The organism is Flavobacterium sp. W22_SRS_FK3 (genome assembly GCF_052113665.1).
GTDB lineage: Bacteria > Bacteroidota > Bacteroidia > Flavobacteriales > Flavobacteriaceae > Flavobacterium.
This window is the reverse complement of the sequence record NZ_JBGQOF010000009.1, coordinates 24,942-42,509: the sequence shown is the minus strand read 5'-3', so window position 1 is coordinate 42,509 and position 17,568 is coordinate 24,942. Positions and strand designations below refer to the sequence as shown.

Here is a 17,568-nt window from a genome sequence, read left to right as displayed (position 1 = left end):
AAATTATACATAAATAGCTTAAATTTGAATTATCAATTAGCAGACCACAATGTTTAAGACCAGAAAGGAAATTGTTTTTGTAATTCTAGCCGGAATTTTTATAACCAATGCTGTTGTAGCCGAATTGATTGGTGGAAAACTGATTCAGGTTGGCCCATTTGTGATGAGTATCGGTATTTTGCCCTGGCCCATTGTCTTTCTTACTACAGATTTAATCAATGAATATTTTGGCGAAAAAGGCGTAAAAAAATTATCATTTATTACAGCTTGTTTAATTGCGTATGCTTTTCTAATATTGTTTATGGCAATAGCAATTCCGGCAGCAAAAGGAATTAGTCCGGTTAATGATGAACAGTTTCAGGCAGTTTTTGGACAAAGTATGTGGATTATTGTTGGAAGCATTATAGCTTTTATGGTTTCACAGCTTATTGATGTCAGCATATTTTGGTTCTTTAAAAACCGGACAGGAGACAAAAAAATATGGCTTAGAACTACCGGATCAACAGTAATTTCACAATTATTTGATTCGTTTATCGTACTGGGAATTGCATTCTGGCTTCCCGGAAAAATAGATTTCGATACCTTCCTTTCTTCAGCGTTAATTGGCTATACATTTAAATTATTAATCGCTATTTTATTGACACCATTAATTTATGCCGGACATCATTTGATTAAAAAATATCTGGAAAATGAATCTAAAAATTGAAAATAAGGACACAAAACAATGACAACACAGGAACCCATTCGTTGCAACTGGTGTACTTCCAGCGATTTATACAAAAAATACCATGACGAAGAATGGGGTGTCCCCGTTTATGATGACCCCACTCTATTCGAATTTTTGATTCTCGAAACTTTTCAGGCGGGATTAAGCTGGATCACCATTTTAAACAAAAGAGAAAATTTCAGAATCGCTTTTGACCATTTTGACTATAAAAAAATTGCTGGATATTCTGAAGAAAAAATCGAAGAATTGATGCAAAATACCGGAATCATCCGAAATCAACTGAAGATAAAAGCAGCCGTTTCAAACGCACAGGCATTTATGAAAATTCAGGAAGAGTTTGGAAGTTTCTCCGATTACATCTGGAAATTCACCAACGGAAAACCGATCATAAACCATCCCAAAACCTCAAAAGATGTTCCGGCCACCACTCCGCTTTCCGACGAAATCAGTAAAGATTTAAAAAAAAGAGGCTTTAAATTTGTGGGTTCAACTGTAATTTACGCACACATGCAAGCCACCGGAATGGTCAATGATCACGCCGAAAATTGCTGGATAAAAACAAAATAAAATCAGTTTTTTAGTCTTAGATTTAACATCATTTTCAGTTTTTTTCACAACTTGAAACCTGAAACCTGAAACTTTTAAGCAAAATTATCTATATTTGCTTCACACTTTAGGGGTGTCTGCTAATAAGCAGGCTGAGATTTTACCCTCTGAACCTGATCTAGTTCATACTAGCGTAGGGAAAAGTAAGATGACTTCTGCGCGCATTTATGCGTTTTTGTAGCCATTCCTAAAGTATAACTCTATAGTAAATTTCAAAGGAATGGAACTAAAAATCAACCAGCAAATCAAACAATTCAATGCCGAATCGCTGAGCGTTCAGTCATTGCTTGATCTCGAAATTCCCAACAAACAAAACGGAATCGCCGTTGCCATTAACAATACCGTTGTTCCAAAATCCAACTGGAGCCAACACTACTTATCCGAAACCGACGAAATTCTAATTATTTCTGCCACACAAGGAGGGTAATCCGGCTGCACGAACGGGCTATCCGTTACAAGTCCGCAGTCGTCAACCACAAAAACATAGTCATAACAAAGCTTCCGCTGGTCGCTTTTTTATTCCTTGTTTTTTCTACAGTTTCCTTCTTTACGGGCTTTACACTGTTATCCCTGGCAGAAACCAGTTAACGAGAAATTTAAAATTTCAATAAAACAACAATAACAAACTTCAAAATATATCTGTTATGAACAACGAAGAACAAATCTCAAGAACTCCTTTTCCGAATTCCAAAAAAATATACGTCAACGGAGAAATTCACCCGATAAAAGTAGCCATGCGCAAAGTAATCCTTAGCGATACCAAATTATCAAACGGAGGAATAGAAAAAAATCCACCCGTAACCGTTTACGATACTTCGGGACCTTACACAGATCCCAATATCGAGATCGACATTAGAAAAGGCCTTCCCCGCCTTCGTGAAAATTGGATTTTAGAACGAAACGATGTCGAGATTTTATCTGAAATAAGTTCAGATTACGGACAAACGCGTCTTAAAGATGAAAGCCTGAACCATCTTCGTTTTGAATATTTACATCAGCCAAAACGTGCTAAAAAAGGCGCAAATGTAACGCAGTTGTATTACGCCAAACAAGGCATCATCACACCCGAAATGGAATATATTGCCATTCGTGAAAATCAAAGAATCGAACTCTTAAACGAACAAACCAAAGCCATGCAATGCCAGCACGGTGGACAAAGTTTTGGAGCCAATACTCCAAAAAGCAAAATCACTCCTGAGTTTGTACGAAGCGAAGTTGCATGCGGAAGAGCCATAATACCCAACAATATCAATCATCCAGAAAGCGAACCTATGATCGTGGGTCGAAACTTTTTGGTAAAAATAAATGCCAATATAGGGAACAGCGCCGTGACTTCAAGCATCGAAGAAGAGGTCGAAAAAGCCGTTTGGGCTTGCCGTTGGGGCGCCGACACAATTATGGATTTATCCACCGGAAAAAACATCCACGAAACCAGAGAATGGATCATCCGTAATTCTCCTGTACCAATCGGAACTGTACCAATTTATCAGGCTTTGGAAAAAGTAAAAGGTGTTGCCGAGGATTTAACCTGGGAGGTATTCCGCGATACCTTAATTGAACAAGCCGAACAGGGTGTTTCGTATTTTACGATTCACGCAGGAGTGTTACTTCGTTACATTCATTTAACCGCCGATCGTGTTACCGGAATTGTTTCCCGTGGAGGATCAATTATGGCGAAATGGTGTCTGTTTCATCATAAAGAAAACTTCTTGTACACCCATTTTGAGGAGATTTGCGAAATCCTAAAACAATATGATGTTGCTTTTTCTCTTGGAGATGGTTTACGTCCAGGCTCGATTGCAGATGCAAACGATGCGGCTCAATTCGCCGAATTGGAAACTTTAGGCGAACTGACAAAAATTGCCTGGAAACATGATGTTCAGGTTTTTATTGAAGGCCCAGGTCACGTGCCAATGCATATGATCAAGGAGAATATGGACAAGCAATTGGAACATTGCCATGAAGCACCGTTTTACACTCTTGGACCATTGACAACTGATATTGCACCAGGTTACGACCACATCACCTCAGCAATTGGTGCTGCCATGATTGGCTGGTACGGTTGTGCGATGTTATGTTATGTTACACCTAAAGAGCATCTTGGCTTGCCCAACAAAAAAGACGTTAAAGATGGTGTTATCACTTATAAAATTTCTGCACATGCCGCTGATTTGGCAAAAGGGCATCCAGGGGCACAATATCGCGATAATGCGTTAAGTAAAGCGCGTTTTGAATTCCGCTGGGAAGATCAGTTTAATTTATCACTTGATCCAGATACGGCAAGAGAATTCCACGATGAAACACTTCCTGCCGATGGTGCAAAAGTCGCTCACTTCTGTTCGATGTGTGGTCCGAAATTCTGCTCTATGAAAATATCTCAGGAAATTCGTGATGTGGCTGCTGCCGAAAAAGGCATGCAGAAAAAATCAGAAGAGTTTATTGAGCAAGGGAAAGAGATTTATATTTAGAAAGTGAATAGAAGAAAGAGCAAAGAAAAAAGAGATGATTGTAATTACAAATCCTTCTGCTATTGCAAATGAAATCAGCGTAATTGATTCCTTATTTGAGGAAGGATTGTCTTTGCTTCACATTCGGAAACCGGGTTTCTCAGAAGTAGAAATAGCAAAATTTATTCATGAGATAAAACAGGAACATAGGGCGAATTTAGTTCTGCATAACCACCATGAAATTGCAGCTGATTTTGGTGTTAACAGAATTCATTTTTCAGAAACAGAAAGGGAAAAAAATGATTTTACTATTTCTGAAAATAGTATTTTATCAACTTCGACCCATTCAATTGAAGACTTTAACGCTTTGGAAAATTGCTTTGAATATGCTTTTTTAAGCCCCGTTTTTACCAGTATTTCGAAAGAAAATTATAGTCCAAAAACCAATCTTTTTGAAGATTTAATGCAAAGAATAAATTTTAATACCAAGGTGGTTGCATTAGGCGGAATTCATTCAGCCAATATTGAAAAATCACTTCAAAATGGTTTTAATGATGTCGCTCTTTTAGGTACAATCTGGAATAGTCCAAATCCAATTAAAAATTTTAAACTATGTCAAAAAATCGCCCTTTCGCTCTTAGCATAGCGGGTTTAGATCCTTCAGGAGGTGCCGGAGTTTTAGCTGACATAAAAACTTTTGAACAGCATCATGTAAATGGTTTTGCCATTACAACAGCCAATACAATACAAACCGAGAATATGTTTTATGAAATGCAATGGACAGATCTGAATTTTGTAATCCGTTCGATTGAAACCTTATTTCTAAGTTATGAAATCAGCACAGTAAAAATTGGAATTTTACCAAGTTTGCATTACTTAAATAGAATTCTTTCATCAGTAAAATTATTATCCCCCAAAACAAAAATCGTTTGGGATCCGGTTATAAAATCGTCAACGAAATTCGAATTCATTAAAATAAATAATGATTTGATTCTAAATGAAGTCCTATCTAAGATTGATCTGATAACGCCAAATTATGATGAAATAATGATGCTTTTTCCAGATTTCATATATGATAAGCCTTGGGTAAAAGAGGAACTTAAAACTGCCATTTTACTAAAAGGAGGTCATAATGAATCAGCGTTAGGTACAGATTATCTGTTTCTGAAAGGTACGGTTACAGAATTCTTACCATCAAGCAGCAACTTTAGGCCCAAACATGGATCCGGTTGTGTAATGTCCTCAGCAATCGCAGCAAATTTAGCATTAGGTTATGATTTAAAAACTGCCTGTTTAGAAGCTAAAATATATATCGAAAAATACTTAAGTTCTACATCATCATTAATTGGTCATCATTATGTTTAACAAATTACAATATATTTCACAAGGTGAAACAGTCGAAAAGCAACTGTACAATATTCATCAGGCTGTTGATGCTGGTTGTGATTGGATACAAATGCGATTTAAAAATCAAACTCCTGAAAAAAGATTTGTTTTGGCTGAAGCTATTAAAATTTTATGCGAAGAATATTTGGCAAATTTCATTGTGAATGATGATGTTTTACTCGCTCAGCAAATTGGTGCAGACGGTGTGCATTTAGGTTTAACCGATATGAGCATCACAGAAGCAAGAGTCATTTTGGGAGACCGAAAAATTATTGGGGCAACCGCAAATACTTTTGAAGATGTTCTTTTTCAGTCCAAATTCGGCTGTGATTATATTGGTTTAGGACCTTTTCAATTTACTGAAACCAAAGAAAAATTAAGCCCCATTTTAGGTGCTGAAGGGTATTTTTCTATTCTGAATAAAATGAGAACCGAAAATATTTTTACACCTGTTTTCGCTATTGGTGGAATCACTTTAGAAAACATAGAAAGTCTTGTAAAAACAGGAATTCATGGCATTGCTGTTTCCGGAATGATTACCAAAAGCAATGAAAAACAAAAATTGATTCAACAACTAAACGAAAAATTATATGCAAACGTCATTATTTAAAATTGGAGATAAAATCCTTACTTCCCGTTTATTTTTGGGAACAGGAAAATTCGGTTCTAACCTGCAGATGGAAGAAGCCATTTTAGCTTCAGAAAGCGAATTGGTAACGGTGGCACTAAAACGCATCGATCTCGAAACCGATACAGATGCCATTTTATCACATTTACAACATCCAAATATTAATTTATTACCCAATACATCAGGCGCCAGAAATGCAAAAGAAGCTGTTTTTGCTTCGCAATTAGCACGTGAAGCTCTTGAAACCAATTGGGTTAAACTTGAAATTCATCCGGATCCAAAATATTTGATGCCCGACCCGATAGAAACCTTAAAAGCTACCGAAGAGCTTGCAAAACTCGGTTTTTTTGTTTTGCCTTATATTCATGCCGATCCTGTTTTATGCAAACATTTAGAAAATGCAGGAACAGCAGCTGTCATGCCTTTAGGTTCGCCAATTGGCAGTAATAAAGGTTTAAAAACTATTGATTTTTTAGAAATTATTATCGAACAGAGCAATGTTCCTGTAATTGTCGACGCCGGAATTGGATCTCCATCAGACGCTTCAAAAGCAATGGAAATGGGTGCTGATGCTGTTTTAGTTAATACTGCAATTGCTGTTTCCGGAAATCCCAAATTAATGGCAGAAGCTTTTAAAGAAGCTGTTATTGCTGGTCGCAAAGCTTTTGAAGCTAAAATCGCTAATCAACAAAATTATGCTGTGGCTTCCAGTCCTTTGACATCTTTTTTATATGAATGATTTAAATCTCACACAGATTTTGGAGATTGAGCAAATTTATTTTAATAAAATATTTATGGCTGAAAATATTTAATCTGCTAAATCTGCGTGAGAAATATTTTCTTAAAAAGTAAGAAATTTCATTTGAATTTGATTACTAAATAACTCAAATTAATATTATGTCAGAAATTGAAATTTCATATAAAATCAGAGGTGCCATTTTTAAAGTATACAACACGTTAGGTCCGGGATTATTTGAATCTGTTTACGAAGTGCATTACATTATCAATTAGAAAAAGATAACTTGAAAGTTCATAAACAAGTCGAAATACCAGTTAGTTATGATAATACATTTCTTGACATCGCTTTTAAACTTGACTTATTAGTTGAAGACAAAGTAATCATAGAATTAAAATCAGTTGAAGAATTAAGAGCAATTCATTATAAAAAACTAACAACCTATTTAAAGTTAACTAATAAAAACTTGGATTATTAGTCAATTTAATTGTAAAAATATCCTAGACAATATTACTAGAGTCGTCAATAAAATATAATCAAATGAAAACATTCAAATCTGTTTTTGAAAACTATGATTGGGATACTATTCAATCTAAAATATATCAAACTACACCAAAAGACGTTGCATATTCTTTGGCTAAAACCAAACGAAATCTCGATGATTTTTTAGTTTTGATTTCTCCTGCCGCTCAAAATTATTTAGAGCAAATGGCACAGGACTGCCATGAAATCACTAAAAACCGTTTTGGCAAAACCATTCAAATGTATGCACCGCTTTATTTAAGCAATGAATGCCAAAATATCTGCACTTATTGTGGTTTTAGTCTGGATAATAAAATCAAAAGAAAAACACTTTTAGATTCTGAGATAAAACTCGAAGTTGAGGCTTTGAAAAAACTTGGGTATGATCATGTTTTATTGGTTACCGGCGAAGCCAATTATACCGTAAACATTAATTATTTCCTGAATGCTATTAATTTAATCAGGGAACAATTTTCTATTATTTCTGTTGAAGTTCAGCCACTTTCTACCGAGGAATATCAACGTTTGCATCAAGCAGGGGTTTATTCTGTTTTGGTTTATCAGGAAACCTATCATCAGGAAGTCTACAAAAAGTATCATACGAAAGGCAAAAAATCCAATTTTGATTATCGTTTGGAAACTCCTGACCGAATTGGAACCGCCGGAATTCATAAAATAGGTTTGGGTGTTTTGTTAGGTTTAGAAGACTGGCGTACCGACAGTTTTTTTAATGCTTTACATCTTGATTATCTTCAAAGGAAATACTGGCAGACGAAATATTCTGTTTCTTTTCCGAGACTTCGTCCTGCAGAAGGCATTATCGAGCCAAATTTTATTATGGATGATAAAGATCTGACGCAGCTAATATGCGCTTATCGTTTATGGAATGAAGATCTGGAAATCTCCATTTCGACTCGTGAAAACGAAAAATTCAGAAACAATATTATCCCGATTGGCATAACGAGTATGAGTGCCGGTTCTAAAACTAATCCCGGTGGTTATGTTGTTGATCCGCAATCACTGGAACAATTTGAAATTAGTGACGAACGGTCACCTGGAGAAATTGCAAAAATCATTAGCCAAAAAGGGTATGAGCCTGTTTGGAAGGATTGGGATAGAACATTTAGTCTAAAGTCATAAAGTCCAATACTTAACTTTACAAGCGACTTAACTTTCTCTATAATTTTTACTTTATGACTTTTGACTTTCCAACTTATGACTTCATAACTTTCAAACTTTAACACTTAAATTAAATGAGCATTATAAAAGAATTTTTACGTTATAACAGACAGACCATTTTACCGGAAATTGGCGATGAAGGCCAGGAAAAACTTAAAAAAGTAAAAGTTTTGGTAATTGGAGCTGGAGGCTTGGGATGCCCGATTTTACAATATATTGCTACAGCTGGTGTTGGTTTTATTGGAATAATGGATTTTGATACCATCGAAATTCACAATTTACATCGACAGATTTTATATACTGAAAATGAAATTGGCCAAGAAAAAGCAATTGTAGCCAAAAATGTTCTTTCGAAACTTAATCCTTTAATAAAAGTTGAAGCAATTCGAGAAAAGTTAACAGCTGAAAATGCAATTAAAATCATCCAGCAATATGACATTGTAGTGGACGGTTCTGATAATTTTACGACTCGTTATTTGGTAAATGATACTTGTGTTGAGCTTCACAAACCTTTAATTTATGGAAGTATCTTAAAATTTGAAGGACAAATTGCCGTTTTTAATCATAATGGAAGTAAGAACCTGCGTGATTTGTTTCCTGAAATGCCAAATCCAAAAGAGGTTCCTAATTGTAGCCTCAACGGAGTTTTAGGAACTTTACCAGGAATTATCGGTACGATGATGGCACATGAAACATTAAAATTAATTTTAGAACTACCAACTTTAAAAAATGAACTAATCCTTTTTAGCACTTTAGATTGGAACTTTACAAAATTGAATTTCTAAAAACTTATTTTATCTTCAACCTTAATAATACCCGAATTGAGACTCACAATATTGATTCCAAATAAAACTGAATTATTAACTACCCGATATTTGCTCAAGGTTTTTAGAGGTTCTTTTTTTACAGTCCCGTTTTGAGGGTCATTGTTAATCATGATGCATCTTCCACAGGGTTTTACATTTTTAAACTGAACTTCTCCAATTTTAAAAGTATCAAAATCATCTTCTTCATGAGCTTCTTCAGTATGTAAAACGATGTTCGGTCTAAATCTTTTGATTGAGATTTTTTCTTCTAATTTTTCATTCAGATTATCAAGGCTTTTACTGCCAATCAGTAAATAAGGATATCCATCAGCTAAACTTACATTGAAAGTTTCTCTTAATCTGGAACTTTCGTGCTTTCGATCTCCAGTCTCAAGAATTTTTACCAATTTACATTCAAACCCTAAACGATCACTAAACCATTTTGAAGTGGTTTTATTTACTTCAAAAACAAAACTTTTATCATCCCACACTTTTGCATAAATCTTATCGCCTAAATGTTCACTTATTGAAAATTCATGTATATCATCCTGAAAAGTAATCATGATTTTTTCATTTGAGATTTGAGTATAAAACTGACTCAAAACAGGATATTCTCTTTGGGTTATAAGTTGATTATCTGTGTCAAGGAGCATCCATCTGCGATCATTTTCAAAACCCATTTCTTCAGCAAAAGCCTTCTGACAGTTAATTCCCGCCAGACTTTTTATTGGATAAATATAAATTTCTTTTACAGTACAAACAGCACTCATTTTACTTGCTTTTTAAAATAGACATAAATGCATCACGGTCAATCTCGCGACAGCCTAAACTTTCTAAATGCGGATTATAAACCTGACAATCTAATAGTTTATAATCCTCTTTTTTTAAATAATTTACCAAAGCAATAAAAGCTACTTTGGAAGCATTCGAAACTTTCGAAAACATACTTTCTCCACAAAAAACATGACCTAAATCAATTCCGTATAAACCACCAACCAAAACCTCATCATGCCATACTTCAACCGATTTTGCAATTCCTTCTGTATGTAATTTGTAATAGGCATCAATCATTTCGTTTGAAATCCAGGTTCCGTCCTGACCATCACGTTTTATTTTTTGGCAATTTGAAATTACGTCTTTAAAACTCTGATTAAAGGTAACTTTAAACTGGTTTCGGTTCAAAATATTCCGCATGCTTTTTGAGACAATCAGTTCCTCCAAAAATAAAACCATCCTCGGATCTGGCGACCACCACAGAATAGGTTCTCCTTCATTGAACCATGGAAAAATTCCGCTTTTATAAGCTAACTGCAATCTTTCTGAACTTAAATCACCGCCAATGGCCAGAATACCATCTTCATCTGCTTCTGAAACTGGAGGGAAAAATATTTTTTTGGATATATAATACATTTTTTAATTCCGATAAGATTTAACTCCAAATTCCAATTCTTTCAAAGTTTCATTTAAACAGAGAAGAAATCACAAAAACTACTTTCAAAAAACAAAATTCCAAATCCCAAATACACACTAATGATTTGGAATTTGGAATTTTGTTTTTTGGAATTTAGTCTTTTTAGAAAGGTAAATCGTCCGGTTCGTCTTCGTTTAAATTTGTTGCCGGAGCAAAAGCTTCTGCAGCTGGCATTGGTGGTGTTTGTGAAGAACCTTCAGGAGCTAATCTTTCGATTCTCCAACCTTGAATACTATTGAAATATCTGGTTTCTCCTTGCGGATTAACCCATTCTCTTCCTCTTAAATTGATAGAAACTTTTACAGCTTCACCTTGTTTGTAGTTGCTTAATAAATCGCATTTATCTTGTGTAAATTCAACCAAAATATGTTGCGGATACTGCTCATCAGTAGTAACGACTAATTCTCTTTTTTTGAATGACGCACTAACTTGCTGTTCCGGATTAATCACTTTTACTTTTCCTATAACTTCCATCTTCTTCTATATTAATTATTATTTCGTTTCTTATTTCTTTGCTAAAAGCACTTTCCAAGCCGATGTAACATCATCTTTATCTAAGTAGTTTTTGGCTTCTAAATGTATTTTTTCCTGATCGTCTGAACTTAAAACGCCTTTAACGGAAAAGTTTTCTTTCACAAATATACTAACTTCTTCTGTTGTGGGCAAGGCTTCAATGTTTCCTAATTTTCCAAGATCATTTCCATTGAAAACGTTGCTCTCCCTGACAAAATTCGGAATAACATCTACTCCAACTCCTAAAGTCGTCAGTGGTTTTTGGACCTCAAAAAGTCCCTGATTAGATCTTGAATACCAATTATTTCCCAGTCTTGAAACCAAATCAATTTTATGCTGATCAATGGCTCCTTTTTCGTCTAAAATCGATTCATGTATGTGAATTTTTACCACCTCACAAAGAATGAGATTTCCTGCACCGCCTTCTTCTCCTAACGGAATAATTTGTGTGACTTTGCACTCAAACTGAACAGGAGATTCCTTTACGCGATAGGGTTTTACTAAATCTGACGGAATTTGTGTCAATCCTGCCTTTATGAATTCGTTTACTCCTTCGCCATATTCGGTACTGGCTAATGAGGTTTGCTGTACCAAATCATAATTTACCACATTAATTACGACTTCACGAGTTGCTTCGGCATTGATCAAAGTGTGTTTAATCGTATTATCACGAACACGTCTTGAAGGCGAAAAAACCAAAATTGGCGGATTAGCACTAAACACATTAAAGAAACTAAAAGGTGAAAGATTTGGAATTCCTTTTGCACTAATTGTACTGGCAAAAGCAATAGGTCTTGGTCCAATGGCACTTTGCAGATAGCCTTGTAATTTTGCTGTTGCTATTTCTTTTGGATTAATACTAATCATATCTTTTTCTTTTTAACTGAATCTCATTTCAGCAACTACAAAAGTATAGAAATGGTTTTAGCCAAAGAAATAGTTTCAGGCTTAAAAACAAAAATCTTTAAACATTCGCAAAATATTAAATGTGTTTATTTCGTTATATTTATACCTCAAAAATTACGCTATGCATTTTTCTGAAAGCAGAAATACAACACGTTGGATTATTATTTTTATTTCCTTTTCAATTATTTCGCTAATACTTTGGAATACCTATACTTTTTTTCAAATATTCAAAAATGAAGAGCGATTGAAAATGAATATTTTAGCGAATGCACAAAAAACCATTATTAATGCCGATGAATATACTGATCTTGATTTGCCTCTGGAAATCACAAACAGCAACAATTCAGTTCCCGTAGTGCTGGTGATGTACGATAAAATCATCAATTCTAAAAATGTACCTGACGAAATACTTCATGACAAAAAGAAATTTAAAGCATTGCTCAAAAAACTGAAAAATGAAAATGAGCCTATAATTTTTGAATACGCCCCCGGAAAACATCAACAGTTGTATTACGGAAACTCCGAATTACTGAATAAACTTAAATATTATCCTGTTGCCCTATTATTGATTATTTTTTTGTTTGCTGCTTTGATTTACAATTTTTACAAAAGTACTAAAATGGCTACTCAAAATAAACTTTGGGCAGGGATGGCAAAAGAAACGGCGCACCAAATTGGAACCCCTCTTTCGTCTTTAATTGGATGGATTGAAATTCTAAAAACCGAAGAAATTGACCAATCAATAACATCTGAAATAGAAAAAGATATTGAGAGATTACAAACCATAACTGATCGATTCTCTAAAATTGGTTCTGTGCCTGTTCTGGAAAATCATGATGTAGTTGCAGAAACTCTAAACACTTTTGAGTATTTACAATCGCGTTTTTCAAAGCAGGTTGCCTTTTCGTATCAAACTCCGGACAAACCTATTTTAGCGTTGATAAATCCAACACTTCATAGCTGGACTATTGAAAATTTGGTAAAAAATGCCATTGATGCAATGAAAGGAAAAGGGATTTTAGCTCTTCAAATCGAGGAGGATCATCATCACATAAAAATAAATATAAAAGATTCCGGAACCGGAATTTCTAAAAACCAATTCAAAACCATTTTCGAACCTGGCTTTACAACCAAAAAACGTGGCTGGGGATTAGGGCTTTCTTTAACCAAAAGAATCGTTGAAGAATATCACAGCGGTAAAATTAAGGTTCTCCATTCTGAAATTGGCAAAGGAACTACCTTTCAAATTTCACTAAATAAAAAAGAGCCGTAAAAATCAATTACAGCACTTTTTTATTTTATTTTGTCAAATTGCTCGGCTTCAATATGTTTTGAATTCAAAAAAGGTTTCGAATTCGCTCAGCCTGAAAACTATTAATATACTTCTGGAATTTTACAAATTCATCTGAATGTTTTTCGCTAAGGCTTCAAATTCTTCTTTCGAAAGTGATACTTTATTCTGGAAACGCATTTCGTCCATTTCATTTAACGGGATCAAATGTACGTGTGCATGAGGAACTTCTAGACCAACCACTGCCATTCCCACTCTTTTACAGGGAACGGTTTTTTCTATAGCAATTGCAATCTTTTTAGAAAATTCCATCAATCCCAGATATAACTTATCATCCATATCAAAAATCTTATCGATTTCTTGTTTTGGAATACAAAGGGTATGCCCTTTTGCATTTGGATTTACATCTAAGAAAGCCAAAAAATTATCATCTTCGGCAATTTTATACGCTGGAATTTCTCCGTTTACTATTTTGACAAATATGCTCATTGTTTATTTGTTTAATCGTTTTCCGTTTAACCGATTAAATTAGTAAACGGTTAAGCTTTTTAAAAAATTAGTCACGTGAAATTTCAAGAATCTCAAATTTCAAAACTCCGTTTGGCACTGTAATTTCAGCTACTTCGCCAACAGATTTTCCAAGTAAACCTTTTCCAATAGGAGAAGTTACTGATATTTTCCCTGTTTTTAAATCTGCTTCACTTTCTGCAACAAGCGTGTATGTCATTTCCATTCCGTTGCTTTGGTTTTTAATTTTCACATTAGATAATACCAATGCTTTCGAAACATCTAATTGTGATTCATCAATTAATCTGGCATTAGAATATACTTCTTCGAGTTTAGAAATTCTCATTTCCAACAAACCTTGTGCTTCTTTTGCAGCATCATATTCCGCATTTTCAGATAAATCTCCTTTATCTCTTGCTTCTGCTATATCCTGAGATGCCTTTGGGCGCATTACACTTTTTAAATGCTCCAATTCCTCTTTTAATTTTTTTAATCCTTCTGCTGTATAATAAGATACTTTACTCATAACTTCATCGTTTATATAAATACAAAAAATCCCATCGGGACGGGATTTTCTTATTACAAATATACTATTATTTTTTACAGTACATAATTATATGTTAATGATATAGATTTCAAAAGCAAATAAATTATTTTTGTTTCACCAATTCCCTTTAAAACAATGAAAAAAATCTGGCTTTTACTACTGTTTATTTCTATACTTTTTTCATGCAGTGATAATGAAATAAATAACAAAAACCCTTATGTTCCAAAATATCCTATGAATTTTACAATAGATATGAATTTACCATCTTACTCTAATTTAAAATATGTAAGTAATGGTGTAATTATTTCTGGTTATGGTGCAAAAGGTATTATTATTTTTAATGCTGGAAGCGGTTATAATGCTTTTGATGCTGCATGCCCTAATCAGGCTTTAACTTCTTGTACCGCCATGACTATTAGCGGAATTAATGCTGTTTGTTCTTGTGATGATTCGGAATACAGCTTGTTTACAGGTTTAGGTGGAAAAGAATATCCTCTGATACAGTATCGTGTTGAAGTAAGCGGAACCATGATTCACGTTTATAATTAAAATATAAAAGCCTGAAAGTTTTAAATTTCAGGCTTTTATATTTTTTTGAATATTTAAAATTTCAATGTCAGTCCGATTAAGAAATTAGTTCCTGCCTGTGGATAATAACCCACACCCTCAACAGTTGTAACCGCTGGAGGATTAGAGTAATTATCATCATAAGTGTAGAAAAATCCATTGCTTTCGTACTTTAAATCGAAAATATTATTGACCAATCCTGATATCATAATAGATTTGAAAACTTTATCTGTTTTAATTTCATAAGAAACATTCAAATCATTTACAAAATAGCTATCTAGTTTTGAAAGATTTGAATCTATATTTCCCATAAATTGCTCGCCTACAAATTTAGATAATAACGATAATTGAAGATTTTTAAGTGGCATAAAGGTCAAACGATTTCCTGCAATGATTTCTGGTGAAAAAGCTATGTTGGTCTCACCCAGATTTTGCAAAATACCATCTCTTGTAAAATAAAAATCTTCATTTTTGTTTTGGCTCAAGGTAATATTCGGTTGTAGAAACCATTTTTCAGAAAGCTGAATAGTGGCATCAATTTCGATTCCTAATCTATAACTATCACCACTATTAGCACGCATTGGCGAACCAACATCGTTTAATTCTCCCGTTAAGACCAATTGATCTTTATACTTCATAAAATAAATATTAGTGTTCAATTGTGTTTTATCGGTTTTAAACCTCCAGCCTAACTCAAAATCATTTAATTTTTCAGGTTTTACATTTCCACCTTCATAATCGGTTCTGTTTGGCTCACGATTCGCTCTGGCGTATGAAAAATAAAGTGTGTTTTTTTGATTGATTTCAAAATTCAAACCTGCTTTGGGATTAAAAAAATTAAAATTATCATCAACCAAACCGGTTTCAAAACTATTGGCTTTATAAGTGACATTTCGATATTGCAAATCGCCATAAAAGCTTAATTTTTCTGTTAACTGATAATTTGCTTTTGAGAAAATATTTCCATCCCTTTTTGTTGAAAAATCATCATAATAATGATCTCCTAATTCGGATTGGGAGGCATATCTTGCCCAGATTACTTTTCCGAAATGGTCACCTTCGTATTTATTCCAGCCTCCGCCAACGATAACATCTAATTTTTCTTCTTTATATTTTACAGAAAAGGTGGTTCCGTAAAAATCGTTGTCTAACCACTTTTGGCGTACTAAATCAGTAGTTGTTACGGCATCGACTGGCAATAAACCATAATCTGCCATATCTGCATCTTCCTTATAGTTTTCGTAATAACCTTTTCCCTTTGTATAATGAAATGCTAAATTAGTACTCCATTTATCAGTGAATGATTCGCTCCAATGCAGCTGATAATGATCTTGTTTATAATTGTCGGTTTCATTATCGTAATAGCGAGTATTTCCTTCTTCATCTGTAAACATTCCGGCTGAGTTAAACCTGCGGTACTCGTTTAGAGTTACAGCATCAATTCCGTTCCAGGATTGGTATGTTTTTTCAGTTCCTCCAAAAACCAATGCTTTAATTAAAGTTGTTTTACCCACATAACTTCCCTGAAGAAAATAAGACTTTAAATCAGAACTCGCCCTGTCGATATAACCATCAGATTTAAGAGAAGATAACCGTCCGGCCAATTCAAAATGATCGTTTAACAAACCTGTACTGAATTTTACAGTATGTTTACGCGAATTGTAACTTCCGAAAGAGTTCGAGATTTCACCATTTGCTTTTGCAGCGTAATTATCCGTCAGCATGTTTAAACTGGCGCCAAAAGCTCCAGAACCATTAGTTGATGTTCCAACGCCGCGCTGCAACTGCAAACTCTCTACCGAAGAAGCAAAATCAGGCATGTTTACCCAAAAAGTTCCCTGGCTTTCCGCATCATTATATGGAATTCCGTTTATGGTAACATTCACTCTTGTAGCATCGCTTCCACGCACACGAATTCCTGTGTACCCCATTCCGTTTCCGGCATCAGAAGTAGTTACTACCGACGGCAGATAATTCATCAGAATTGGAATATCCTGACCTAAATTTCTGGTTTTAATATCTTTTTTATCCAGATTACTAAAACTAACCGGCGTTTTTGTAGTGACACGAACGGCCGAAACCAGTACATTGTCAAGTTGGTTGACTTTTACAGAATCCTGCTCTTGCTGAGCGAAAGAAGTTAGAGAACAGAAAATAGAAAATAGAGTAGAGAAAATAGATTTTCGGTTCAACTTAGAACCTTTGCAACTTAGTACCTCAGTACCTTTAAAAATAGTTTTCATCCGTAAAGAATTACGAATAAAAGGGGGAATTATTCTTTTGGTTAAATTAATAAATGTGTTCCCGACAAAATACAGTTTACACTGAAATATTTGTCGTTCTTTCCCTTAGCAACATTACTTGCCCAGGTTCGTTGGGTATGATCTCAGCTCGTTATTTAGAGCACCCCTTTGAGACAGTGCAAAAGTAGTGTTAAAAAATGCAAAAATCAATATCAATTGCAAAAATCAAAAATTTCAATTTAATTGAACTATTCAATCAGCAATAGCATTTGGTTTTTTTAGATTTTTAATTTGAAAATAAACGGCAAAAACCAATCCTAACAATCCGCCAAAGTATCCGAAATTATGAATTGAACCCACATTTATAAAATTCTGAATATTAATCGTTTCATCGGGAATATACCAATTTAGATTTTCTGTACTTAAAAATAAACCTCCCCATATAAATCCTAAAAAGCCAAAAATCACAGTAATTCCAATATTTAA

20 protein-coding genes, 1 pseudogene and 1 riboswitch are annotated in these 17,568 nt (G+C 34.3%); of the genes and pseudogenes, 13 read left to right on the top strand and 8 right to left on the bottom strand.

The window, feature by feature from the left end; all coding sequences use genetic code 11:
• Nucleotides 1-49: 49 nt before the first annotated feature.
• From ACEN2I_RS10500 to ACEN2I_RS10450, 11 genes and pseudogenes are all read left to right on the top strand, one after another.
• The gene (locus tag ACEN2I_RS10500) at nt 50-706 is read left to right on the top strand and encodes a queuosine precursor transporter (RefSeq protein ID WP_441766060.1); all 657 of its coding nucleotides are present in this window, start codon (nt 50-52) and stop codon (nt 704-706) included.
• 18 nt (nt 707-724) lie between these two features.
• A complete protein-coding gene (locus ACEN2I_RS10495) occupies nt 725-1,294 on the top strand; it encodes a DNA-3-methyladenine glycosylase I (RefSeq protein WP_441766059.1) in 570 nt (189 codons plus the stop codon).
• 98 nt (nt 1,295-1,392) lie between these two features.
• Nucleotides 1,393-1,490: riboswitch (TPP riboswitch) on the top strand.
• A gap of 63 nt (nt 1,491-1,553) precedes the next feature.
• Nucleotides 1,554-1,760, top strand: coding sequence for a sulfur carrier protein ThiS (gene thiS / locus ACEN2I_RS10490; protein WP_441766058.1), 207 nt, complete (start codon nt 1,554-1,556; stop codon nt 1,758-1,760).
• Nucleotides 1,761-1,977: 217 nt separating this feature from the next.
• Nucleotides 1,978-3,801, top strand: a complete 1,824-nt coding sequence (thiC, locus tag ACEN2I_RS10485) for a phosphomethylpyrimidine synthase ThiC (protein WP_441766057.1) — start codon at nt 1,978-1,980, stop codon at nt 3,799-3,801.
• Between the two features lie 34 nt (nt 3,802-3,835).
• The gene (locus ACEN2I_RS10480; protein ID WP_441766056.1) at nt 3,836-4,426 is read left to right on the top strand and encodes a thiamine phosphate synthase; all 591 of its coding nucleotides are present in this window, start codon (nt 3,836-3,838) and stop codon (nt 4,424-4,426) included.
• Nucleotides 4,393-5,145 carry a hydroxymethylpyrimidine/phosphomethylpyrimidine kinase gene (locus tag ACEN2I_RS10475; protein ID WP_441766055.1) on the top strand — a complete coding sequence of 251 codons (753 nt, stop codon included), beginning with the start codon at nt 4,393-4,395 and terminating at the stop codon, nt 5,143-5,145. The genes ACEN2I_RS10480 and ACEN2I_RS10475 overlap by 34 nt, the downstream gene beginning before the upstream one ends.
• Nucleotides 5,138-5,776, top strand: coding sequence for a thiamine phosphate synthase (locus tag ACEN2I_RS10470; RefSeq protein WP_441766054.1), 639 nt, complete (start codon nt 5,138-5,140; stop codon nt 5,774-5,776). The genes ACEN2I_RS10475 and ACEN2I_RS10470 overlap by 8 nt, the downstream gene beginning before the upstream one ends.
• Nucleotides 5,757-6,533: a thiazole synthase gene (locus tag ACEN2I_RS10465; protein WP_441766053.1), complete on the top strand. Its 777-nt coding sequence runs from the start codon at nt 5,757-5,759 to the stop codon at nt 6,531-6,533. Before ACEN2I_RS10470 ends, ACEN2I_RS10465 begins: the two co-directional genes overlap by 20 nt.
• A 158-nt stretch (nt 6,534-6,691) precedes the next feature.
• Nucleotides 6,692-7,008: pseudogene (locus ACEN2I_RS10460) on the top strand (GxxExxY protein).
• 62 nt (nt 7,009-7,070) lie between these two features.
• Nucleotides 7,071-8,192 carry a 2-iminoacetate synthase ThiH gene (thiH, locus tag ACEN2I_RS10455; RefSeq protein WP_441766052.1) on the top strand — a complete coding sequence of 374 codons (1,122 nt, stop codon included), beginning with the start codon at nt 7,071-7,073 and terminating at the stop codon, nt 8,190-8,192.
• Nucleotides 8,193-8,305: 113 nt separating this feature from the next.
• Nucleotides 8,306-9,016 (top strand): HesA/MoeB/ThiF family protein, encoded by a 711-nt coding sequence (locus ACEN2I_RS10450; RefSeq protein WP_441766051.1) that lies wholly within the window; start codon nt 8,306-8,308, stop codon nt 9,014-9,016.
• Here the strand turns inward: ACEN2I_RS10450 and ACEN2I_RS10445 are convergent.
• The 4 genes from ACEN2I_RS10445 to ACEN2I_RS10430 form a co-directional block, all read right to left on the bottom strand.
• Nucleotides 9,013-9,807 (bottom strand): MOSC domain-containing protein, encoded by a 795-nt coding sequence (locus tag ACEN2I_RS10445; protein WP_441766050.1) that lies wholly within the window; start codon nt 9,805-9,807, stop codon nt 9,013-9,015. The two genes, ACEN2I_RS10450 and ACEN2I_RS10445, sit on opposite strands and share 4 nt — an antisense overlap.
• A 1-nt stretch (nt 9,808) precedes the next feature.
• Nucleotides 9,809-10,447 carry a leucyl/phenylalanyl-tRNA--protein transferase gene (gene aat / locus ACEN2I_RS10440; protein WP_441766049.1) on the bottom strand — a complete coding sequence of 213 codons (639 nt, stop codon included), beginning with the start codon at nt 10,445-10,447 and terminating at the stop codon, nt 9,809-9,811.
• 163 nt (nt 10,448-10,610) lie between these two features.
• Nucleotides 10,611-10,982 carry a DUF3127 domain-containing protein gene (locus ACEN2I_RS10435; RefSeq protein WP_441766048.1) on the bottom strand — a complete coding sequence of 124 codons (372 nt, stop codon included), beginning with the start codon at nt 10,980-10,982 and terminating at the stop codon, nt 10,611-10,613.
• 30 nt (nt 10,983-11,012) lie between these two features.
• Nucleotides 11,013-11,888 carry a flavin reductase family protein gene (locus tag ACEN2I_RS10430; protein ID WP_441766047.1) on the bottom strand — a complete coding sequence of 292 codons (876 nt, stop codon included), beginning with the start codon at nt 11,886-11,888 and terminating at the stop codon, nt 11,013-11,015.
• A gap of 160 nt (nt 11,889-12,048) precedes the next feature.
• On the opposite strand from ACEN2I_RS10430, the gene ACEN2I_RS10425 reads away from it, so the two are divergent.
• Nucleotides 12,049-13,200, top strand: coding sequence for a sensor histidine kinase (locus tag ACEN2I_RS10425; RefSeq protein WP_441766046.1), 1,152 nt, complete (start codon nt 12,049-12,051; stop codon nt 13,198-13,200).
• A gap of 120 nt (nt 13,201-13,320) precedes the next feature.
• Here the strand turns inward: ACEN2I_RS10425 and ACEN2I_RS10420 are convergent, their stop codons facing one another.
• On the bottom strand, nt 13,321-13,707 hold the full coding sequence (locus ACEN2I_RS10420) for an HIT family protein (RefSeq protein WP_441766045.1): 387 nt from the start codon (nt 13,705-13,707) through the stop codon (nt 13,321-13,323).
• A 67-nt stretch (nt 13,708-13,774) separates the two neighbouring features.
• The gene (gene greA, locus ACEN2I_RS10415) at nt 13,775-14,251 is read right to left on the bottom strand and encodes a transcription elongation factor GreA (protein ID WP_441766044.1); all 477 of its coding nucleotides are present in this window, start codon (nt 14,249-14,251) and stop codon (nt 13,775-13,777) included.
• Between the two features lie 156 nt (nt 14,252-14,407).
• Between greA and ACEN2I_RS10410 the strand changes: the two genes are divergently transcribed.
• Nucleotides 14,408-14,821, top strand: a complete 414-nt coding sequence (locus ACEN2I_RS10410; protein ID WP_441766043.1) for a hypothetical protein — start codon at nt 14,408-14,410, stop codon at nt 14,819-14,821.
• 53 nt (nt 14,822-14,874) lie between these two features.
• Here ACEN2I_RS10410 and ACEN2I_RS10405 read toward each other — a convergent pair whose 3' ends face one another.
• Both ACEN2I_RS10405 and ACEN2I_RS10400 read right to left on the bottom strand, forming a co-directional pair.
• The gene (locus tag ACEN2I_RS10405) at nt 14,875-17,082 is read right to left on the bottom strand and encodes a TonB-dependent receptor (protein WP_441766042.1); all 2,208 of its coding nucleotides are present in this window, start codon (nt 17,080-17,082) and stop codon (nt 14,875-14,877) included.
• A 252-nt stretch (nt 17,083-17,334) separates the two neighbouring features.
• Nucleotides 17,335-17,550 carry a hypothetical protein gene (locus ACEN2I_RS10400; RefSeq protein WP_441766041.1) on the bottom strand — a complete coding sequence of 72 codons (216 nt, stop codon included), beginning with the start codon at nt 17,548-17,550 and terminating at the stop codon, nt 17,335-17,337.
• Nucleotides 17,551-17,568 lie beyond the last annotated feature (18 nt).